This window comes from Deinococcus sp. YIM 134068, assembly GCF_036543075.1.
GTDB classification, from domain to species: Bacteria; Deinococcota; Deinococci; order Deinococcales; family Deinococcaceae; genus Deinococcus; species Deinococcus lichenicola.
In genome coordinates this window covers 28,365-48,016 of record NZ_JAZHPF010000025.1, presented here as the reverse complement: position 1 = coordinate 48,016, position 19,652 = coordinate 28,365, and the positions used below count along the sequence as shown (strand labels likewise).

Annotated in this window: 21 protein-coding genes; 10 read left to right on the top strand and 11 right to left on the bottom strand. The window is 69.2% G+C overall.

Annotated elements, in window-relative coordinates:
* Positions 1 to 234, top strand: a 234-nt coding sequence (locus V3W47_RS17170; RefSeq protein ID WP_331826451.1) for a hypothetical protein, incomplete at its 5' end; no start/stop codon positions are given.
* A gap of 78 nt (positions 235 to 312) precedes the next feature.
* Here the strand turns inward: V3W47_RS17170 and secD are convergent.
* Positions 313 to 2,601 carry a protein translocase subunit SecD gene (secD, locus tag V3W47_RS17165; RefSeq protein ID WP_331826450.1) on the bottom strand — a complete coding sequence of 763 codons (2,289 nt, stop codon included), beginning with the start codon at positions 2,599 to 2,601 and terminating at the stop codon, positions 313 to 315.
* 58 nt (positions 2,602 to 2,659) lie between these two features.
* On the bottom strand, positions 2,660 to 2,986 hold the full coding sequence (locus V3W47_RS17160) for a hypothetical protein (protein WP_331826449.1): 327 nt from the start codon (positions 2,984 to 2,986) through the stop codon (positions 2,660 to 2,662).
* 463 nt (positions 2,987 to 3,449) lie between these two features.
* Between V3W47_RS17160 and V3W47_RS17155 the strand changes: the two genes are divergently transcribed.
* On the top strand, positions 3,450 to 4,238 hold the full coding sequence (locus V3W47_RS17155; protein WP_331826448.1) for a hypothetical protein: 789 nt from the start codon (positions 3,450 to 3,452) through the stop codon (positions 4,236 to 4,238).
* A gap of 99 nt (positions 4,239 to 4,337) precedes the next feature.
* On the opposite strand, the gene infB is transcribed toward V3W47_RS17155, so the two are convergent.
* The 5 genes from infB to V3W47_RS17130 all read right to left on the bottom strand — a co-directional run bounded on the left by infB (position 4,338) and on the right by V3W47_RS17130 (position 9,132).
* Positions 4,338 to 6,140 carry a translation initiation factor IF-2 gene (infB, locus tag V3W47_RS17150; RefSeq protein WP_331826447.1) on the bottom strand — a complete coding sequence of 601 codons (1,803 nt, stop codon included), beginning with the start codon at positions 6,138 to 6,140 and terminating at the stop codon, positions 4,338 to 4,340.
* A gap of 55 nt (positions 6,141 to 6,195) precedes the next feature.
* Complete coding sequence (locus tag V3W47_RS17145) at positions 6,196 to 6,528, bottom strand: YlxR family protein (RefSeq protein WP_331826446.1); 333 nt, start codon at positions 6,526 to 6,528, stop codon at positions 6,196 to 6,198.
* A gap of 9 nt (positions 6,529 to 6,537) precedes the next feature.
* Entirely contained in the window at positions 6,538 to 7,722 is a 1,185-nt protein-coding gene (gene nusA, locus V3W47_RS17140) for a transcription termination factor NusA (RefSeq protein WP_331826445.1), read from the bottom strand.
* Positions 7,723 to 7,824: 102 nt separating this feature from the next.
* Positions 7,825 to 8,304: a ribosome maturation factor RimP gene (gene rimP, locus V3W47_RS17135; RefSeq protein WP_331826444.1), complete on the bottom strand. Its 480-nt coding sequence runs from the start codon at positions 8,302 to 8,304 to the stop codon at positions 7,825 to 7,827.
* A gap of 231 nt (positions 8,305 to 8,535) precedes the next feature.
* Positions 8,536 to 9,132: a septum site-determining protein MinC gene (locus tag V3W47_RS17130; protein WP_331826443.1), complete on the bottom strand. Its 597-nt coding sequence runs from the start codon at positions 9,130 to 9,132 to the stop codon at positions 8,536 to 8,538.
* 153 nt (positions 9,133 to 9,285) lie between these two features.
* Between V3W47_RS17130 and V3W47_RS17125 the strand changes: the two genes are divergently transcribed.
* Together V3W47_RS17125 and V3W47_RS17120 are read left to right on the top strand one after the other, a co-directional pair.
* Complete coding sequence (locus V3W47_RS17125; protein WP_331826442.1) at positions 9,286 to 9,675, top strand: S1 RNA-binding domain-containing protein; 390 nt, start codon at positions 9,286 to 9,288, stop codon at positions 9,673 to 9,675.
* 62 nt (positions 9,676 to 9,737) lie between these two features.
* A complete protein-coding gene (locus tag V3W47_RS17120) occupies positions 9,738 to 10,514 on the top strand; it encodes a class I SAM-dependent methyltransferase (RefSeq protein WP_331826441.1) in 777 nt (258 codons plus the stop codon).
* 1 nt (position 10,515) lies between these two features.
* On the opposite strand, the gene V3W47_RS17115 is transcribed toward V3W47_RS17120, so the two are convergent.
* The 4 genes from V3W47_RS17115 to V3W47_RS17100 all read right to left on the bottom strand — a co-directional run bounded on the left by V3W47_RS17115 (position 10,516) and on the right by V3W47_RS17100 (position 13,739).
* On the bottom strand, positions 10,516 to 10,965 hold the full coding sequence (locus V3W47_RS17115; protein ID WP_331826440.1) for a DUF4174 domain-containing protein: 450 nt from the start codon (positions 10,963 to 10,965) through the stop codon (positions 10,516 to 10,518).
* An 85-nt stretch (positions 10,966 to 11,050) separates the two neighbouring features.
* Positions 11,051 to 12,232, bottom strand: coding sequence for an acyl-CoA dehydrogenase (locus tag V3W47_RS17110; RefSeq protein WP_331826439.1), 1,182 nt, complete (start codon positions 12,230 to 12,232; stop codon positions 11,051 to 11,053).
* 214 nt (positions 12,233 to 12,446) lie between these two features.
* A complete protein-coding gene (locus V3W47_RS17105) occupies positions 12,447 to 13,271 on the bottom strand; it encodes a peptidase associated/transthyretin-like domain-containing protein (RefSeq protein WP_331826438.1) in 825 nt (274 codons plus the stop codon).
* Positions 13,272 to 13,478: 207 nt separating this feature from the next.
* A complete protein-coding gene (locus V3W47_RS17100; RefSeq protein WP_331826437.1) occupies positions 13,479 to 13,739 on the bottom strand; it encodes a hypothetical protein in 261 nt (86 codons plus the stop codon).
* Positions 13,740 to 14,110: 371 nt separating this feature from the next.
* On the opposite strand from V3W47_RS17100, the gene V3W47_RS17095 reads away from it, so the two are divergent.
* From V3W47_RS17095 to V3W47_RS17070, 6 genes are all read left to right on the top strand, one after another.
* Positions 14,111 to 14,335 carry a hypothetical protein gene (locus V3W47_RS17095; RefSeq protein ID WP_331826436.1) on the top strand — a complete coding sequence of 75 codons (225 nt, stop codon included), beginning with the start codon at positions 14,111 to 14,113 and terminating at the stop codon, positions 14,333 to 14,335.
* Positions 14,336 to 14,399: 64 nt separating this feature from the next.
* Positions 14,400 to 15,440 carry a rod shape-determining protein gene (locus V3W47_RS17090; protein WP_331826435.1) on the top strand — a complete coding sequence of 347 codons (1,041 nt, stop codon included), beginning with the start codon at positions 14,400 to 14,402 and terminating at the stop codon, positions 15,438 to 15,440.
* A 78-nt stretch (positions 15,441 to 15,518) separates the two neighbouring features.
* A complete protein-coding gene (fabZ, locus tag V3W47_RS17085; RefSeq protein WP_331826434.1) occupies positions 15,519 to 15,947 on the top strand; it encodes a 3-hydroxyacyl-ACP dehydratase FabZ in 429 nt (142 codons plus the stop codon).
* A gap of 117 nt (positions 15,948 to 16,064) precedes the next feature.
* Positions 16,065 to 17,210 carry an LptF/LptG family permease gene (locus tag V3W47_RS17080; RefSeq protein WP_331826433.1) on the top strand — a complete coding sequence of 382 codons (1,146 nt, stop codon included), beginning with the start codon at positions 16,065 to 16,067 and terminating at the stop codon, positions 17,208 to 17,210.
* On the top strand, positions 17,207 to 18,331 hold the full coding sequence (locus V3W47_RS17075) for an MGDG synthase family glycosyltransferase (protein WP_331826432.1): 1,125 nt from the start codon (positions 17,207 to 17,209) through the stop codon (positions 18,329 to 18,331). The genes V3W47_RS17080 and V3W47_RS17075 overlap by 4 nt, the downstream gene beginning before the upstream one ends.
* Before the next feature lie 94 nt (positions 18,332 to 18,425).
* Positions 18,426 to 19,637 (top strand): polysaccharide deacetylase family protein, encoded by a 1,212-nt coding sequence (locus V3W47_RS17070; protein WP_331826431.1) that lies wholly within the window; start codon positions 18,426 to 18,428, stop codon positions 19,635 to 19,637.
* Positions 19,638 to 19,652 lie beyond the last annotated feature (15 nt).

Below are 19,652 nucleotides of genomic sequence, written 5' to 3'. Positions count from 1 at the left end.
AGTCTGGAGCTGAGCCAGGACAGCCTGGTAGAGTCGAGGAGCGTCCCCGGCGGCATTTTCAGTTGTCACAAACAGAAAGTGTCCCCTACCGGGGACGCTTTCTCATACTTTCTGTCAGGCGGTCAGGAAGAGTGGTTAAAGGTTCTTCGAGAGGATGGGGCCTTGGGGATTGTAGAAGAGGTCATGGACGGGGCGACTGAGAAGGACACGGGCATCATCTTCGTCGTTTGCTGAGCGGCCTCAGCACGGTTAGCTCCTTCAAAGAAGAGAGGGCGGCCCTCTACCGGAAGCCGCCCCCTGTTCCCCCTTCGCTTACGCCTTCGCGGGCTGTGCCCCGCTCTTGCGGCGTGCCCTCCACTCCTCCAGGTACACGACCATCGGGGCGACGATGTAGATGGACGAGTACGTGCCGACGAGGATGCCGACGAGCATCACGAGGCTGAAGTCGCGCAGCACCGGGCCGCCGAAGATCAGCAGGCTGACGAGCGGGAGCATGGTGCATACGGAAGTCATCAGGGTGCGTGAGAGCGTCTGGTTGATGGACGTGTTCACGATCTCGCGGTAACTCTTGCCACGCATCTCCCGCAGGTTCTCACGGATGCGGTCGGACACGATGATGGAGTCGTTGAGCGAGTAGCCGATCAACGTCAGCAGCGCGGCGACGCTGGCGATGGTGAACTCCAGACCGAGCAGGCTGTAGAGGCCCATAGCGATCGCCACGTCGTGAACCGCCGCCACGATGCTCCCCAGCCCCATCACGAAGTCGAAGCGGAAGCCGACATACACGAGGATCAGGCCGAGGCCCAGGAGCACGGCATAGACCGTCTTCTGGGTCAGCTCGCGGCCCACGGCGGGGCCGACCGTCTCGGAGGACTGGACCTCCCCCTGCGGCAGCCGGGCGACGGCGGTGCCGAGGGTCTGGACCTCGGCGGAGGTGAGTTCGGGCACCTTCACGGTGTATTGCGCGCCGCTCAGGCCCGGCGTCACGTCGCGCTGGATGGTCGCACTCTGGGCGTTGACCTTGCCCACGCCCGCGCCCGTCACCGCCGCGCGCATCTGCTCGGTGGTCGTGTTCGCGCTCGCCCGCACGGTCAGGGTGGTGCCCGAGGTGAAGTCCACCCCATAGTTCAGACCCTTCGTCGCCAGGATCAGCCCGCCGCCGAGGGCGAGGATGAGGCTGGCGGTGGTGACGATGGGAGCTGCCCGCATGAAGGCGATGTTCGTCTTGCCGATGCGGGTGGGCGCGCTCATGTTCGGCCTGCGCCCCGCGAGCCACTGCATGAACCACTTGGCGAACACGAGGTTCGAGAAGGTGGAGGCCACCACGCCGATGATGAGGGTGACGGCGAAGCCCTTCACCGCCCCGGTGGAGTAGTTGTAGAGCGCGAGCGCCGAGAGAAGCTGCGCGGCGTTCACGTCGAGGATGGCGATGTTGGAATGCTCGTACCCGGCGGCGATGGCGTTCTTGATGCCCTTGCCCTTCGCCATCTCCTCCTTGATGCGCTCGAAGGAGACCACGTTGCCGTCCACCGCCCCGCCGATGGTGAGCACCAGCCCCGCGATGCCCGGCAGCGTCAGCGTGACGCCGAAGCCGCCCAGGAGGCCGAGGATCACGACCGCCGAGAAGAGCAGGCCCAGCGCCCCGACCAGCCCGAACCAGAAGCCGTAGTACACGAAGAGCATGGCGAACACGAGCGCGATGCCGATGAGGGACGCGATGGCCCCGCTGCGGATGGCGTCGGCCCCCAGCGTCGGCCCGATGGCGCGCTCGGCCTCGGTCCTGATCTTGATGGGAAGAGACCCCGACTTCAGCACGAGCGCGAGCTGGCCCGCCTCCTCCGCGTCGAAGGAACCGCTGATCTGCACGTCGCGGAACAGCCGCTGCTGAATCGTCGCCACCGACTGAATCTGGTCGTCGAGCACGACCGCCATCAGCCGCCCGACATTCTGGCCCGTGAAGGTGCCGAAGGTCTGCGCGCCCTGGTCCGTGTTCTGGAAGGTGACGACCCAGCGCCCGGAGGTCGGGTCGGTCGCCGACTGGGCATTGGAGATGACCTCGCCCGTCGCCTGAACGGGGCCGAGGTCGGTGAGCTGGTAGCCGCCCGTCTCCGGCTTCTGCTGCGCGAGCGTCGGGTCGGGCTGCGCGCCCTGGTTCACGATGCGGAACTCCAGCCGCGCCGTCTGGCCGATGATCTCGCGGGCGCGGTTTTGCACGGCTGGGGTCGCGCCGGGAATCTCGACGACCACGCGGCGGCCACCCGCCACGGTGACGGTCGGCTCGGCCACGCCGAGGGCGTTGATGCGGTTCTCGATGACCGTTTTCACCCGGTCGAGTTCCTCGCGGGTGGCGGGGCCGCCCTCGGGCGCAAGCTCTATGCGAAGGCCGCCCTTGAGGTCCAGCCCCAGCGTCATGAACTGGTACTGGGCGTTCCAGAGGCTCAGGGGCGTCTGCGGGTGTTCCCAGGGCCGCCAGATGTAGAGCAGGCTGCCGAGCAGCGTGAGCAGCAGGAAGAGACCCGTCCAGCGGTTCGGCTTGCCCGCCGTCGGGGCCGCGCGCCGGGGGGGTGGGCGGCGGTTGCGATTTGAATTGTTGTAGGTCACAGGGAGGACTCCGGGAAGAGGCAGAAGGCGGATGGCAGAGGGCAGAAGGTCCTGTTCCTCAGCCGCCGTCCGTCTGTCGCCGTCCCAGGAGGGCGAGGCTCCGTTTGGGAAGGGGGGCCGTCCAGATTGGGATGAGGTCGCCCACCCTGTCCGCCCGCCCCGGCACCCGGAAGGGTTCGGGCGGCGTGGCCGTAAGGAGGGCCGGGCCGGGTGTGGGCTGTGGCGCGGGCCTCAACTCCGGGAGGGCCGGGGCGACGCTGCCCGCCGTGACCCGCGCGCCGGAGTCGGTCACGGGCGGCTGGTGCCCGAGCAGCACCGCGAGGACCGAGAGCAGAGTGAGCAGCCCCGGCCACGCCGCCACACGCGAGCGCCACGGGGGCGTCACGGAGTTGGAAGTGGGCTGGGGCTGAGGCATAGGAAGTCACGCGGCGTCGGGCGGGGCCGAACGGCGAAGCGCCACAGGATAGCAAAGCGGTCGGAACGGTTTGCCGGAGAATCCCTCAAAGGGGACTGGGGGTCTACTCCCTCTCCCCTCGTGGGAGAGGGCCGGGGTGAGGGGGCGTGTGACCGGCTCAACTGTTAAGAAGGGGCTTCGGCCTTCCCACTGTCTCCTGGAGGCCAGGCCCGTTCACCCCCTCCCGGCCTCCCCCCTCAAGGGGGAGGAGCAAAAAGAACACCCTAAATCCCCCCGACCCAACGTCCTTCTGACCCAACCCTGAGAGGCCGCGCAAGACGTGCCACGCTCGCCCCTCCAACCCCGTTAGCCTCCGTTTAACCTCCCCCCTTCACCCTGACCACGTGCCCGGTCGTTCGGCCCGGCACACCCCCAGAAAAGGAGCGTGTCACCTGTGAAAGCCAACTCCAAGAACCGTACCGCCCTCCTCGCCCTCGTTGCCTCCCTGCCCCTCACGGCGGGACTGGTCTTCGCCCAGCAGGCCGCGCCCCAGCGGGTCCAGCCCGCCCAGCCCGGCCAGAGCAGCGCCCAGCCCGGCACGGCCCCCACGCGCCAGACGAGCACCACCAACTACGGTGACGTGTACCTGCAACGCCTCGCCGCGCAACTCGGCGTCAGCGTGGAGCGTCTGCGGGCCGCCGCCGTCGCCGCCGGGAACGCCACCATCGACCAGGCCGTGCGGAACGGGGACCTCGCCCAGAACCGCGCCGCCGACCTCAAGAACCGCTTGCAGAACGCCCCGCTGAACTTCGGGCGCTTCGGCGGCCCCGCTGGTCAGGGGCGCGGCGACTTCGACAACGGGCGGGGTGCGCTGAACGCCCCGAATGCCCAGACCCAGGAGCGGGGCACGCGTGGCAGTCTCGGCCAGGCCATCAGCGCCGCCGTCGCCCGCACGCTCGGCCTGAGCGAGCAGGCCCTCTTCCAGCAGCTCCAGAGCGGGCAGACCGTCCGCCAGCTCGCCCAGGCGAAGGGCGTCAGCACGCAGGCCGTCCACAACGCCGCCGTCGCCGCCCTCCGCACCACCCTCACCGCCGAGGTCCGCGCCGGGCGTCTCTCCCAGGCCCAGGCCCAGCAACTCCTCACCCGCGCCCAGGCCGACGCCAACTTCGGCCTCGACTTCGGCGGGCGGCGCAACGCCCCCACCCGCGACGGCCAGACCACCCCGCGCAACTTCAACAACTAGCCTTCTCCCCCACAACGAAGAGGGGCAGCCCCCACTTTGGGAAGCTACCCCTCTCTTTTATCTGTTGCTGGCCGCTGGTCGCTGGAAGCTGGCCGCTCCCTACGCCTGCGTCACTTCCACCATCTCGGTCGCCTCGATGATGTCGCCCTCCTGCACCTCGTTCCAGTCGACGTTGATTCCGCACTCGTAACCGGTCTGCACCTCGCGCACATCGTCCTTGAAACGCTTGAGACCGACGATGGTGCCCTGGTACACGACCTGCTTGCCGCGCGTGACCTTCGCCTTCGCGTTGCGCCGCAGCAGCCCGTCGGTCACGTAGGACCCCGCGATGTTGCCGCTCTTGGGGTGCTTGATGATCATGCGGACCTCGGCCCGGCCCAGGTAGCGCTCCTCGAAGACGGGTTCGACGGTCCCCTTGATGAGGCGGTCCACCTCGTCGATCAGCTCGTAGATGATACGGAAGCTCTTGAGGTCGATGCCCTTCTGCTCGGCCATCTTCTTCACGCCGCCCGCCGCCGTCACGCTGAAGCACAGGATGGTCGCCTCGGCGGTGGAGGCGAGCAGCACGTCGCCCTCGGTCGGCGAGCCGATGCCGGAGAGGAGAACGTTGATCTTCACGTCGTCCGTCTCCTTCTTGGCGAGGATGCCCTGGATGGCCTCCAGGCTGCCCTGGGTGTCGGCGCGCAGGATGACGTTCACCGTGCGCGTCTCGCCCAGCGGCCCCATCATCTCCTCCAGGGTCAGGCGGCGGCGGCCCCGCGCGTCCTCGGCGTCGCGCCGCACGCCCACGCGCCCCGCCACGACCTCGCGCGCCTGGTGTTCGTTCTTCGCGCTGCGAACCGTCTCGCCGCTGACGGGCGTCTCGGAGAAGCCCAGCACCTGCACGGGCGTGCTCGGCCCGGCATCCTTGATGCGCCCGCCGTTCGTGTCGGTCAGCGCCTTGATCTTGCCGTAGCCCTCGCCCACCACGAGGAAGTCGCCGACGTGCAGCGTGCCCTCCTGCACCATCACGGTGGCGAGCACGCCCGCCTGACGGTCCACCCGGCTCTCGATGACCACGCCGCTGAACTCGCCCTTCGGGTCGGCGCGCAGGTCCTCCAGCTCGGCGGTCAGCGAGATGTACTCCAGCAGGTCCTCCACGCCCTCGCCCGTCCGCGCGCTCACGGGCACCACGATCAGGTCGCCGCCGTACTCCTCGGGCACGAGGTTGAGCTGGGTCAGGTCGGTCTTCACCCGGTCGGGGTCGGCCTGCGGCAGATCGATCTTGTTAATCGCCACGATCATGGGGACCTTCGCGGCCTGCGCGTGGGCGATGGCCTCGCGGGTCTGCGGCATGAGGGAGTCGTCGGCGGCGATTACGATGATGGCGATGTCGGCGACGTTCGCCCCGCGCGCCCGGATGGTCGTGAACGCCTCGTGGCCCGGCGTGTCGATGAAGACGATCTTGCCCTTGCTCGTCCGCGCCTCGAACGCGCCGACGTGCTGGGTGATGCCACCCGCCTCCTTCGCCGCCACCTTCGTCTTGCGGATGTAGTCGAGGAGGCTCGTCTTGCCGTGGTCCACGTGCCCCATGATCGTGACGACGGGGGCGCGGTGAGGGATTTCGCGGGCGGCGGCGGCTTGCGGCTCAGGCTCGCGCTCCACGGTGGCGGTCGCGGCGGCTTGAGGGGCGGCCTGAGTTTGGGGAACGCTGGCCTGGGCGGGTTCGGCGGCGGTCGAGGTCGAGGCCGTGCCGCCCGCCTTCTCCTCCTCCAGAATCTGCTTGATCAATTCCACGGTGTCGTCCTCGATGGTGCTGCTCACGCTCTTGTAGGACACGCCGAGGCCGCCCAGGATTTCCAGCATTTTGCCGTTGTCCACGCCCAGATCGCGGGCGAGGGTATAGATGCGAACTTTCGACATGCTCACCTCCGGTGAGTGCCCCCTCCTGGCCGCAAGCGCGGCGGGGGGCGGAAGATCAGGGTGTCATAGGCTGATCCGTAGCTGTGTGAGTCGGGTCTGGGTGGATGAGGTTGGGCTGGGCGGTGGACGGGCGGGCGAGCAGGGCCGCGCTCACCGCCGGGGCGTCCGCCCGGAAGGCGCGGCGCAGGCGTTTTTCCGCCCAGCACTCGGGCGAGTCGGCGCACACGTACGCGCCCCGGCCCGTCCGCTTGCCCGCCAGCACCCGCCAGCCCTCCGCCGTCCGCGTGATCCGCACGAGTTCGCCCTGCGGACGCTTGCGGCGGCAGGCCACGCAGGACCGTTCCGGGACGTGACGTACTCTGGGGGCGGGTGCTGGCGCGGCGCTCATGGTGGGACCTTACTCCTGGGTGTCGTCCGGGCGGGCAGTGGCGACCGACTTGCTGTCCCGGAACAGCGCGTCGAAGGCCGACTGCGCGCCGCCCGTCGTCGGGGCCGTCCGCTCGTCCTGCATGGCCTGCTGCATCGCGGCGTCGAGGTCGCTGACCGCCGCCGTCTCGCGCAGGTCGATCTTGAAGCCCGTTAGCTTGGCCGCCAGCCGCACGTTCTGCCCGCCCTTGCCGATGGCGAGCGAGAGCTGATCGGGCGTGACCGTCACCGTCGCGTCGTGGCCGTCGGGATGGACCTCGATGAGACCCACCTTCGCGGGCGACAGCGCGTTGCGGATGAAATCGCGGGTGTTGCCGTCCCACAGGATCACGTCCACGCGCTCGCGGCCCAGCTCACCCGTCACCGCCTGGATGCGGTTGCCCCGGTGCCCGATGCACGCGCCGATGGGGTCCACGTTCGAGTTGTGCGAGTAGACCGCCACCTTCGACCGCTGCCCCGCCTCGCGCGCGATGGCCTTGACCTCCACGATGCCGTTGGCGACCTCGGGAATCTCCTGCCGCAGCAGGTAGTCGAGCAGCCGCTCGTCGGCCCGCGACGCGAGGATGGTCGGCCCCTTCGGCGTCTTGCGAACCTCCTTGAGGTAAATCTTGACCCGGTTGCCGGGCACCAGCTTCTCGCCGGGAATCTGCTCGCGCGGCGGCAGGATGGCCTCACCCGCGCCGAGTTCCACGAACCAGTTGCCCTTGTTGTCGGAGCGAACGACCTGCGCCGTGAGAACCTGCCCCTCGCGGTCCTTGTACTCGTTGAAGACCACGTTGCGCTCGGTCTCGCGCATCTTCTGGGTCAGCGTCTGCTTGGCGGCCTGGAGGGCGATGCGGGAGAACTTCTCGCGGTCCACCGGGAACTCCATCTCCATGCCCAGTTCCACACCGGGGTCGAGTTCCAGCGCGTCGGCGAGGCTGATCTGGAGGTTCTCGTCCTCCACCTTCTCCACGACCTCGCGCACGATCAGAACTTCGAGTTCGCCGCTCACGGGATCGAGGTGGACCTCCACCCGGCGATCCGGCTCCACGTTGCGCGTGTACGCCTGCGCGAGCGACTGCTCGAACGCCTCGATGAGCTGCATCTCGTTGATGTTGCGGGCCTGCGCCACTTCACGCAGCGCGTCCGCGAAATTGAATTCACCCTGGGTCATACCACTCTTCCTTCCTGGGGGGAGTTGTCGGGGGCGGTCAGCTTTGAGCGGTCAGCCGTCAGCCGTCAGCTCTCAGCCATCCGCTTTCTGCACCGGGCCTTCCTAACGGTGGCGATCGGGGAACTCGGCGAGGTGGCCCTGGAAGGTCCCCACCGTCAGGGTCACGTCCCCGCCCTCCGCGCTGAACGTGACCTGCTCGCCCTGCACGGCCTTGATGGGGGCGGTGAAGGCGTGGCCGTCGCCGCGCACGCGGGCCTTCAACCCGACCATGCGCTCGAAGTGCCGCGCCCGCGTCAGGGGCCGCTTGGCCCCCGGCGACTCCAGCTCCAGGCGGTACTCGCCCGAGATGGGGTCCAGGCGGTCGAACTCGGCCCCGACCGCGCGGCTGGCCGCCTCGAGGTCCTCTACCGTGACGGGCTGCTCGTCGAGGCGGTCCATGCGGATCACCACGATGGGCCGCCGCCCCGGATTCTGCACCTGCACGTCGAGCACCTCGAAGCCCAGGGGCCGCAGCACCCCGTCCGCGAGGCCGTGCAGGCTACTTGAGGTGCCACCTAAGTTGTCGGTTGCGTTGTTATTCATATTGTCGGCCACGGTGAGCGCGGCCCTCCACCACCCCCCTCCACGAAAAAAGGTGGGCTACAGCACCCACCCCTCGTTCGAGGAATTACCCCAGCAGTATACGCCAAATGTGGGGAGGGGCAGGGGAACGGGTCACAAAGGGGGGAGTGGGAAGGGGGAAGGGGGGAGTGGAAATCCCGCCAAAGCTCCCGCTCCAGCCAGCCTTCCCACTGCCCACTGACCACGAACCACTCACCGCTGCGCGTCGATCACGATCACCCCGTCCTGCAAGCGGGCCTGCTCGGCGACCTCGTGGCCGTCGAGCTTTCGCATGTTGCTCAGGCTGCTGCCCTCCGGGGCGCGGGCCACGGCGTCGCCGATGCGAATCTGGGCGCTGGCGATGGGGCGCGCCCACACGATGGCGTCCGCGTGCCCGCCGTAGCCCGCGTGGACGACGCCGCGCAGGGCACCCATGACGATCACGTCGCCCCCCGCCACGACCTCCGCGCCGGGGTTCACGTCGCCGAGGATGACCACGCTGCCCCGGTACTCGCCCCGGAAGCCCGCGCGCAGGCCGTGGGGCAGGATGACGGTCCGGGCGCTGCCGTCGTCGCCCGCCCCCGGCACGGTCACGCGCGGTGCCCGCACGCGGCCCGGCGTGCCCCCCGCGCCCCGGATGGCCCTCAGCGCGGCCTCCAGCGCGGCGGGGTCGGTGTCGCCCCCGATCTCCAGCGTCACGTGCGACCCCAGCAGGTCGGCGCGGGCGGCGAGCGCGCCCGTGACACCCGCCGCCGTGTCGCCCGGTTCGAGGAGGAGGTTGAGGCCGCCGAGCGTGCCGCGAAGCTTCATGATCTTCACTGTAACGGGTGGGCGTGTTGGCGCGGATGGAGTGGACCGGCGCGGGGAGGGGGCGACCTCCTTCTTAAGCTTCCTCATCCGCCGGGGTGCAGGTCACCGGGGCATGGTGTAGACTCTGCCTCATGCTGATTCAGGAGGGCACCCTTGGTGCAGCTTGACCCCGGCGCGGTCGTCGAGGGCCGTGTCACGCGCGTCACCGACTTCGGTGCGTTTATCCAGTTCGAGAACGGTGAGACCGGCCTCGTCCACATCTCGCAGATCGCGCATTCCTTTGTGCGGAACATCCACGACCACGTTCGGGAGGGCGAGAACGTGGAGGTCAAGGTGCTGGGCCGCGACGAGCGGGGCCGCCTCGACCTCTCCATCAAGGAGTTGCTGGAGGAACCCGAGGAGATTCCGCGCCCCCGCGCCATCGGTCGCCAGAGTCCGCAGTTCGAGGCCAAGCTGCGCTCCTTCATGCGCGACGCCAAAGAGCGTGGCGGCAGCGGGGGCGGCGGCAAGAAGGGACCCGCCACGGCCAAGCGCAAGAAATAACGCGCCCTCCTCTCACGACCCCGCCCCCCACCGGGCGGGTTTTCGCATCCCTGGAGCGACCCATGATGCCCGACGCCCCACCCCCGACCGACCACTGGCAGGCCAGGCACTACCGGGACCGCCACGCCTTCGTCTACGAGTCGAGCCGCGACCTCGTGTCGGGCTGGCTCGTGCCGCAGCCGGGTGAGTGCATCCTCGACCTCGGATGCGGGACGGGCGAGCTGACGGCCCACATCGCGGGGAGCGGCGCGGTGGTGACGGGCGTGGACGCCTCGCCGGACATGATCGCTGGGGCGCGGGCACGCTCTTCCGGCGTCACCTTCGAGGTCGGGGACGCACACCTCCTGACCTTCCGTGAGGAGTTCGACGCCGTGTTCAGCAATGCGGCGCTGCACTGGATGAGGCCGCTGCCTCCCGTCTTCGCCAACCTGCACGCGGCCCTGCGCCCCGGCGGACGGCTCGTGCTGGAGATGGGCGGGGTGGGCAACGTGCTCGGTGTGCGGGAGGCGGTGGAGGGGGCGCTGGCGGACCTGGGGTTGCCCGCGCTGGCGCACCCGTGGGTCTTTCCCAGTCCGGGCGAACTCGCCACAACTCTGGAGGCGGCAGGCTTTCGCGTCGAACGTCTGCACCTCTTTGGCCGCCTCTCGGTCCTAAGCGGCGCGGACGGCTTCCGGGCGTGGTTGGAAGGGTTCGCGGGCGGATGGCTCTCACCCCTGAATGACGACGAACGGGCGGCGGTTCTCGCTCACGCCGAGGAATTGGCCCGGCCCCGACTGTGGAACGGGCAGGACTGGGTGGCCGACTATGTGCGGTTGCGGGCGCTGGCCGTACGTCCCTGATTTAGCGCCCGCGCTCCCGGCGCTCCTGCTGGCGCATGGGCATCGTGTCGATCAGCCCCAGCACTGTCTCCAGGTCGGGCAGACTTCGGTAACGGGCCTTGACGCCCCGGTCCTTGCCGATCAGGGCTGTGCGGCCATACGGTGCCCCGGCCCGTCCGCCGGGGTCGGCGAGCAGGGTCAGCATGAGGGTGCGTGGGACATTCAGGCGCGCGTCGCCGGGGGGGAGTAGCGCCACCACCCGCAGGTCGCGCACCTGCAACTCCACGTCCTGCCGCCGCACCTCCGCGAGATAGGACACGGTGGGGTTGTTGACGACGAGAACCCGCTCACGCCCCAGCACGGAGGCCAATGACCAGGGCGTGCCCCCGGCGGTCTTCAGGGTGAAGGGGGCGGCGGTTACCACACCCACGCTCAGCAGGGCAAGGGCGACGGGGAGGACACGGACAGCCATACTCTCAGCCTGCCCGCCCCAGGTGGGATGACAACACGGGCAAGCTCAAGCAGCCCCGCACGCGCCCTCATCCGTCCGCCCTCCCTTATCCGATCAATTCCCCGAACACCGCCCGGCTGATGACTAGTTGCTGAATCTCCGAGGTGCCCTCGTAAATCTCCGTCACCTTCGCGTCGCGGTAGAGGCGTTCGACGGGGTACTCGCGGCTGTAGCCGTTGCCGCCGAAAATCTGGATAGCGTCGCGGGTGGCGTCCACGGCGGCCTCCGAGGCGAGAAGCTTGGCGATGCTCGCCTCCTTGCCGTGCGGAAGGCCCTGTTCCCCCAGCCACGCCGCCTTGAGCGCCACGAGCCGGGCGGCCTCGATGCGCGCGGACATACGGGCGATTTTGGAGGCGACGTTCTCGAACTCGCGCAACTTCTTCCCGAACTGCTCGCGCTCGTTCGCGTACCGGACGGCGTGTTCCAGCGCGGCGCGGGCGATGCCGAGCGCCTGCATGGCGATGCCGACGCGCCCGGAGTCGAGGCTGGAGAGCGCGATGATCAGGCCCTGTCCCTCCTCCCCGACCATGTTCCCGGCGGGAACGCGCACCCCGTCGAACGTCACCGTGGTCGTGTGCGCGGCGTGCAGGCCCATCTTCTCCTCGGGTTTGCCGAACGAGAGGCCGGGCGTATCCCCTTCCACCACGAGGCAGCTCACGCCGCGAGCGCCGGGACCGCCCGTCCGCGCCATCACGAGGTAGGTGTCGGCCTGACCGCCGCTCGTGATCCAGGCTTTGGCCCCGTTCAGAATCCACTCGTCCCCATCGCGCTCGGCCCGCAGGCGCAGGCTCGCCGCGTCGCTGCCCGCCCCGCTCTCGGTGAGGCAGAAGGCACCGATGTGCTGCCCCGTCGCCAACGGGCGCAGGTACTTCTCCCGCTGAGCGTCCGTGCCGTACTTGAGGAGCATCCGCTCGGGCAGGCCGTTCTGCACGGAGACGATCACGGCGACGGAGGCATCGGCGGCGGCAATCTCCTCCAGGCACAGGGCGTAGGTCACGGCGTCGAGGCCCGCCCCGCCCCACGCCTCGGGCACGGTCGCCCCCAGCAGGCCGAGGTCGGCGAGGCCGCGAAGCTGCTCGCGCGGGTACTCGCCGCTGCGGTCGTACCCGGCGGCCAGCGGCGCGACCCTTGCCCGGCAGTAGTCGCGGACGTGCGAGACGATCAGCCGCTGGTCGTCGGAGAGGGCGAACCCCATGCCGGAGTCGGGAGGGCTGGCGGTGGCGGTCATGGGGATACGCTAGCAAACGGGCGTTCGTTGGGGGAGCGGTCAGCCGTCAGCGGTCAGCCGTCAGCCGTCAGCCGTCAGCAGAAGAAAAGTAAAAGCATCCGGGTTCCGCCTGAGATGTTCTCCCCGACGGAACCCGGACGACTCTGCCTAAACGATTCTCAGCGGGCCAGCCCCACCGTCAGGTTGGCCGTGTAGCCCGCCGACGTGCTGCCCGTCACGGTCGCCATCTGGGTGCTGTAGCCGTCGCTGAATACGTTGTCGCTGGCGAGGGTGATGCGGTTGAGGTTGCCGGGCTGTTGGTATAGCCGCTGGTCGCGTAGACCTCGCGGCAGGTGGCCTCGGGCAGCGCGAGCTGGGAGGTCTGAATCTTGTTGGCCGCCGAGGTGGCCGAGGCGAGGGTCGGATAGACCTCGAAGTGGATGTGCGGCCAGCGGCCCGCGTAGCAGCCGGGAAAAACGGTCGTGAAGGTGACGGTGCCGTCCGCCCCCGACGCCTGCACGCCGCGCAGGTAGTCCTCGCCGACGATGGACGAGCTGTAGAGCGAGTAATTGCCGCCCTGCGTGCATTGCCACATGTACACCGCGTAGCCGGACAGCGCCGCACAACTCGCGTTCGTGTTCACGAGCTTGAGGGTCAGAGTGAGAGGCACGCCCGACGCCGTGTTTCCCGTGCCGAGGCTGGTCCGCAGGTCCGAACGGACGATGCCCGAGCGCGTCAACACGTTGATCGACTGCCCCGACGCCACCGAGCCGTCGGCGGGGTATGGTCCGGCGGTCTCGGTTGGAATGGTGGTCGGACAGTCGGCGGTGCCCGTGCCCGTCCCTGTGCCCGTGGCCGTGTCGGTACTCGGCGTGACGGCCCCCGTGCCGCAGCCAACGAGCACCCCGATGCCGAGCAGCCCCAGCGCCAGCACCCGGCGACGGTCCACCACCGGGCGCGACAGCATGTTCACGTCCGCCGTCAGGCCGAGGTTGTTGAAGTCATCGTGGTGGTCGTGGTCGTCGGCGGGGTATGGGGTGATGATCTGGCGCTGGGTCATGGGGAAGTTCTCCTCGGCCCTGAGTGACGCTTTTTCTCGTCTGGACCGCAATTGGAGGAAGGCTAAGGGTGTGTTGTTAAGGTCTCTTCAAGCCTTTGCGAAGAGGGCTGCTCCGAGCAAAAAAGAACGCTGGAGCGGCGTTCGTCGTCTCCACGCCACGAAGAAGTCTTGAACCCTTTACGTCACTTTGCCGGGCTTCCCTCAACCTCAACCCGAAGCCAGACTTTCTCTCAACGCCTCCTCCAAACCACGTCCTCTCCAGCCGACATCCATGCCCAATGCCTCCCCACCCTCCCACCGTAAGGCCGCGCCGATGACCGCGCCGCCCGCGATGGCAAGGGCCACAGCGGTCAGGGCGTCCAGCGGGGCAGCGGGGCACAGCCGGGCCGCCGCCGTCTTCAAGGCAGGCGCGAGCGGCAGCGGGGGCCGGGTGACGCGGACTCGGGCGGGAAGGGGCGGCGGGGTCACGGGGCGGAGTGTAGAGCGTTGGCTGGGAGGCTCGTCAGGGCAAGTGATGAGTGTCGAGCGATGAGTGATGAGGTTTTACGGGCTGGTTTGGAAGGGCGCTCGCCTCGCCGAAACTCTTCGAGCGCCCAGGTTTTTTAGCTCCTCCCCCCTTGCGGGGGAGGCCGGGTGGGGGGAGCAAGCGACACTTGCTTATCTCTTCACACCCACGAAGACTCTCACTTGGTCACGAAAAGACGATCAGGGCTATATCGTCAGGCCGTCGCCCTCATCTGGCTTCAACCCGCGCCCACAGTCTCTACAATGCCCGCGATGACGGCGACAGTTCGGGTGGCGGTGCGGGAATGCGGGCGCTGAGGTGGCTCCTTGTCGTCTTGCTCGTTCTGATGGTGGCGGCGCTGGCGGCCCTTACGCTGGGCGTCTTCGCCTCGCTCAATCCGAACGCCCCGCTGTGGCTGCGCTCCGTTGGCAGCCTGGAGACGGTGCTCAGCGGGCAGGTGGGCCTCGGCGGCGTGGCGACCTTCACCCGCGCGCTGGGGCTGATGGCGCTGACGAGTCTGCTCGCGGGGCTGGCGGCATACTGCAAACCACGTGGCTGAGGGCGGCTTCAGGCCGTCTTCATAGCGCGTGCTACGATTGGGACGTTTTGACCGGAGGCATGGCGTGAGGTTTTCTGAAGACATCGGCATCGATCTGGGCACCGCGACGTTTCTGATTTACAGCAAGAGCCGGGGCCTGATTCTTCAGGAACCCAGCGTGATCGCCATGACGCGCGACAGCAAGCAGGTCAAGGCCGTCGGCGAGGAGGCGTACCGCATGATCGGGCGCACGCCGGGCGGCATCATCGCCGTGCGGCCCATCAAGGACGGCGTGATCGCGGACGAGGGCCTGACCGAGAAGATGATCACCATGTTCCTCCAGAAGGTGCAGGGCGGGGCCGGGCGCATGTTCGGCATCAAACCGCAACTGATGGTGGGCGTGCCCAGCAACGTGAGCGACGTGGAACGGCGGGCCGTGCTGCGCGCGGCGCTGAACGCGAACGCGCGGCGGGCCTTTCTCATCGAGGAACCGCTCGCGGCGGCCATCGGGGCGGGGCTGAAGATCGCCGAGCCGGTGGGCAGCATGATCGTGGACATCGGCGGCGGCAGCAGCGACGTGGCCGTGATTTCCCTGGGCGGCATCGTGGTCAGCGAGTCGCTGCGGGTAGCGGGCGACGAGTTCGACGAGAGCATCATCCGCTACGTGCGGCGCAAGCACAACGTCCTCGTGGGCGAGCGCACCGCCGAGGAGATCAAGGTCAAGGTCGGCGCAGCGATGCTCCTCGACGACAGCGAGAACCTGACCGCCGAGGTGCGTGGGCGCGACCTCGTGAACGGCCTGCCGAAGACGATCACGCTGGAGAGCCGCGAGGTCGTGGAGGCCCTGCACGAACCCGTCACGCAGATCGTGGAGGGCGTCAAGCGCGTGCTGGAGATCACCCCGCCCGAACTCGTGAGCGACATCCTCGACCGGGGCATCGTGATGACGGGGGGCGGTTCGCTGCTGCGGAACTTCGACGAACTCATCCGCCGCGCGACCAACATCCCCGTGACCGTGGCCGACAATGCCGTGGAGGCCGTCGCAGTAGGCACGGGTATGGCGCTGGAGATGATCCCGCTTCTCGGGGACAGCCTCGTGTCCAGCGACCACTACCTGCGCCGCTAGCCCCGCCGCCACCTTCCGCCGTTCCACCGGGGCCACCCATGCGCCCCGGCCTCTCCCCTGCCTCACAGGAGGTCAACTATGGAACCATTGCTCATTCAGGACGTGCTCAAGGTCCTGCCGCACCGTTTCCCCTTCGTCCTCGTGGACCGGGTGCTCATGGCCGGGAACGGCGGGGTCCACGCCCTCAAGAACGTGACGGTGAACGAACCCTTCTTCCCCGGCCACTTTCCGCAGGAGCCGGTGATGCCGGGCGTCCTCATCGTGGAGGCGCTGGCGCAGGCGAGCATGTTCTGTCTGCACGACCAGATGGAGCCGGGGACCATCGGCTACCTCGCCGGGGTGGAGGGGGCGAGGTTCAAGCGCAAGGTGATTCCGGGCGACCAGCTGCACCTGCACGCCAAACTGGAGTTCCTGCGCCGTGGCCTGGGCAAGACGACCTGCCGCGCCGAGGTGGAGGGCGTGGTGGCGGCGGAGGCGACGATTCTGTTTGCGGTGGGCAAGGGGTGAGGGGGTAGTGGTCAGTGGTCAGTGGTCAGTGGAGGTTTGGGCGAAAGCTTTGGGCCTGCACCACGTCTTTCCCACTTCCCACTCCCCACTTCCCACTTCCCGCCCCGCAGGGGCACCATGACCCGCCTCACCCGCTACGTCCTCCGTGAGCTGCTGCCGCCCCTCCTGTCGGGCACGCTGCTGTTCACGGCCATTCTGAGTTTCGGGTACTTCTTCGTCAGCAGCCAGTGGCTCCGGGGGGTGCCCGTGGGGCTGGTGGGGCGGTGGATCGGCCTTCAGGTGCCGGATACGCTCGTCAAGATTCTGCCGATGGCGGTCGTCCTCATGACGGTGGTGGCGTTCGGGCGGCTCGCCACCGAGCGCGAACTCGTGGCGGTGCAGTCGGGCGGCATTGGGCTGGGGCGGGTGGCGCGGCCCGTGGCGGTGGTGGCTGCGCTCGTGACGGCCCTCGCCGTGTGGCTCAGCCTGTGGGTGGCCCCGAGGGCGAACGTGGAGACGCGCGGCCTGTACTGGGACGTACTGACGGGCACGGGCCTGAGTCGCCTCGTCGGGCAGACGCTCGACCTGCGCGGCGGCCTCACGCTGTCGCTGGCGGGGTACGACCACGGGACGCGGCGGATGAGCGGCGTGCGGGTGGAACGCTGGCAGCCCGGCGACCTGCGGCGCGGAACGGTGATTTTCGCGGACGCGGGCACGTTCGAGGGCAACACGTTGAATCTGACGGGCTATCAGGTCTTCACGGTGAACTACGGGGCGGCGGCGAATCTCGCCCGCGTGCCGGAGAACGACCCGGCGGCCTTCCGCGCGGCGGTGGCGGAGGTCTTTCCCAGCGTCGTGCTGCCCGAGCGCGCGGAGGACACGTTGACGCTCGACACCGGCCTCTCGCGGCAGGAGACCTTCGCCCAGTACGCGGACGCCATCGGGGCGGACTCGCAGGGCTGGCCGCAGCTCGTCACCGCCCTCACCGCGCCCGGCGTGCCCGAGGCGGAGCGGCGGGACGCGCGGATCAACCTGAACCGCAAGCTCGCGCTGCCCTTCGGGAACCTCGTCCTCGCGCTCGCGGCCCTGCCCTTCGCGTTGCGCTACGGGCGGACGCTGGGGGTGTCGCTGGGCATCGCGCTGATGATCGCCGTCGCCTACTATCTCCTGTTCTTCGTCGGGCTGACGGTAGCCGGAAGCCTGCCCGCCCTCCCCGAACTCGGCGTGTGGCTGGCGAACGTGGTCTTCGCGGGAGCGGGCCTGTGGCTGCTGAGGCGGGCGTGAGGGGGGACGCTCCCCTGCGGACGCTGTTCGTGTCGGCGTCCATCGGCTCAGGGCACCATCAGGCGCAACAGGCGGTGCAGCAGGCCCTCCGGGACCGGGGCGTGGCCTTCGAGGAGCGCCACAGTGACGCGGTGACGTACCTCAACCCCGCCGAGCGGAAGGTCACGGTGGACCTGTACGACTTCGAGCTGCGGCACGCGCCCTGGATGTACCGGGGGTTCTACCGCCTCACGGACCTCGACCACCCCGTCAACTTCATCAGCCGCGCCTTCTCTTGGGTGGGGGTGCGGGGAATGCTCGCCGACCTGGAATACAGCCAGCCCGACGTGGTGGTGAGCAGCTACTGGGCGTCGGCGGCGCTGGCCGGAACCGCCCGGCGGCGCACGGGCCGCTCCTTCCTGAACGCGCTTGTCGTCACCGATTACCGCGTCCACCACCACTGGGTCCGGCACGAGGCAGACCTCGTGATGGTCGCCGCGCCGGAAACACGGGAGCAGATGGTGGAGCGCGGCCTCTCACCGGAGAAGGTGGCCGTGACGGGCATTCCCATCTCGCCCAGGTTCCGGGAGCTGATCGGGGCGGACAAGGCGGCGCTCCGCGAGCGGCACGGGCTGAGGCCGGGCGAGCCGCTCATCCTCGTGTCGGGCGGGGGGACGGGAACTTACCGGGCGCTGGAGCGGGTTCTGGCGGAGCTGACGAACCTGGGACAGAGGGTGCAAGTCCTCGTGCTGGCGGGGGCGCGGGAGCGGGGGGTCACGCGGGTGGGCGGGGCGACCGTTCACGCGCTGGGCTTCACGACCGATTTCCCGGAACTGCTCGCCGCGTCCGACCTCGTGGTGGGCAAGGCGGGCGGGCTGACGGTGGCGGAGGCGACGACGTTGGGCGTCCCCCTCGTCGTCCACGACCCCATTCCGGGGCAGGAGGAACACAACGCCGACTACCTCCTGCGGCACGGGGCGGCGCTGTGGGCGCGGGGGATCACGGACCTGAGACCCGCCGTCCTCCGCGCGCTCGACGGGGACGAGTACGCCCGCCTGAGCGCGAACGCCGCTCGCCTCGGGGTGCCCGACGCCGCCGATAGGGTGGCGTGTGCATTGCTGCGGAAGCTGGGGCGGGAGTGAGGGGGCGACGAGCGGCCAGCTTCCAGCCGCCAGCGACCAGCGGGAGAGCGGGTTTTCATCCATACAGAACACTTCAAATCTTCTCGGAGGTGATATGAAACGGCGTAGTTGGCTGGGACTCGGTGCCCTCGCCCTGCTGGGGTACGTCGGCCTCCCCTTCCTGCTCGTGCAGCGGCTGGGTTGGGGACTGGTGCGCGAGGGCAGGCAGGAGAAAAAAGCCCTGGCCCTGACCTTTGACGACGGGCCGGACCGTGCGACCACGCCCGCCGTGCTGGACGCGCTGCGGGATGTGGGGGCGCGGGCGACCTTCTTCGTGATCGCCCGGCGTGCAGAGGCCCACCCCGACCTGATCGCCCGGATGCTCGCGGAGGGGCACGAGGTCGAACCCCACGCGGCGCGGCACGTCCACGCCTGGCTGCGGACGCCGTGGGGAGCTTTCCTCGACCCGGTGCGGGCGGCACGGCGCGTTTCTGCCGTGACCGGGCGACGGGTAAGGCTGCACCGTCCTCCGCACGGCGGCTACACCCTCGCCACCCTGCTCGGTCAACGCGCGGCGGGCATGACAGGTGCCCATTGGAGCGTGGAGGGGCGCGACTGGCACCCGGCGTCCACGCCGGAGAGCGTGCGGGCGCGGGTCAACAAGTTGGCCCACCCCGGCGCGGTGGTCGTCCTCCACGACGCGGGGCCGGGAGCACGGAACACGGTGCCCGCGCTTCCCGGTCTCCTCGCCGACCTGTGGGGACGGAGATACGACCTCGTGCCACTCGGTGAGCTGGACGGAGCCGCGCCGCTGACCGCACGGGACCTCCCGCGCCGCCTGCTGTGGGAGCTGGACCGGGTGGTGGACCGCTCGGGCGGCATCCAGCCCGTGGGGGGACGGGCGGACAACCTGTTCCGCATAGGGGCGACGCATTTTGCGCTGGAGGGCGTGACGCTGGCGGACGGGACACCCGTGCCGAAGGGCACCCCCGCCGCCGAGCTTCACCTCAACAGCCCGCTCCTCGTGGACCTCGGGCTGCGCCGGAGCTTCCGGCTCGCGCAGGGAGACTTCCGCGACCTCGCCCGCGACCTCCAGACCCGGCCCGAACTCGCGGACGCGCGGGTCATCTTCGGCGTGAGCACCTTCGCCGCCCTGCTCGCCCGCCTCGGCTTCGAGACACAGAACCTCCAATCTGCCGACGCCCGCCGCCTGCGCGCGTGGTCGGGCGTGCTGCGCCGCGCCTACCGCACGGAGGGGCCGCCCCGCGACCCGCAACTGAGCGTGGTGACGCGGGAGGCGTTCGTGGCCCGGTTCGGGGAACGGTGAGTGGTCCGTGGGGAG

What these genes read in the sequence shown, in the direction of transcription:
- infB (WP_331826447.1), bottom strand. Translation starts at nt 6,140, where the DNA reads ATGTCGAAAGTTCGCATCTATACCCTCGCCCGCGATCTGGGCGTGGAC.
- V3W47_RS17110 (WP_331826439.1), bottom strand. Translation starts at nt 12,232, where the DNA reads ATGACCGCCACCGCCAGCCCTCCCGACTCCGGCATGGGGTTCGCCCTC.
- V3W47_RS17120 (WP_331826441.1), top strand. Translation starts at nt 9,738, where the DNA reads ATGATGCCCGACGCCCCACCCCCGACCGACCACTGGCAGGCCAGGCAC.
- V3W47_RS17130 (WP_331826443.1), bottom strand. Translation starts at nt 9,132, where the DNA reads ATGAAGCTTCGCGGCACGCTCGGCGGCCTCAACCTCCTCCTCGAACCG.
- V3W47_RS17115 (WP_331826440.1), bottom strand. Translation starts at nt 10,965, where the DNA reads ATGGCTGTCCGTGTCCTCCCCGTCGCCCTTGCCCTGCTGAGCGTGGGT.
- V3W47_RS17070 (WP_331826431.1), top strand. Translation starts at nt 18,426, where the DNA reads ATGAAACGGCGTAGTTGGCTGGGACTCGGTGCCCTCGCCCTGCTGGGG.
- V3W47_RS17145 (WP_331826446.1), bottom strand. Translation starts at nt 6,528, where the DNA reads ATGAGCGCCGCGCCAGCACCCGCCCCCAGAGTACGTCACGTCCCGGAA.
- rimP (WP_331826444.1), bottom strand. Translation starts at nt 8,304, where the DNA reads ATGAATAACAACGCAACCGACAACTTAGGTGGCACCTCAAGTAGCCTG.
- V3W47_RS17105 (WP_331826438.1), bottom strand. Translation starts at nt 13,271, where the DNA reads ATGACCCAGCGCCAGATCATCACCCCATACCCCGCCGACGACCACGAC.
- nusA (WP_331826445.1), bottom strand. Translation starts at nt 7,722, where the DNA reads ATGACCCAGGGTGAATTCAATTTCGCGGACGCGCTGCGTGAAGTGGCG.
- fabZ (WP_331826434.1), top strand. Translation starts at nt 15,519, where the DNA reads ATGGAACCATTGCTCATTCAGGACGTGCTCAAGGTCCTGCCGCACCGT.
- V3W47_RS17080 (WP_331826433.1), top strand. Translation starts at nt 16,065, where the DNA reads ATGACCCGCCTCACCCGCTACGTCCTCCGTGAGCTGCTGCCGCCCCTC.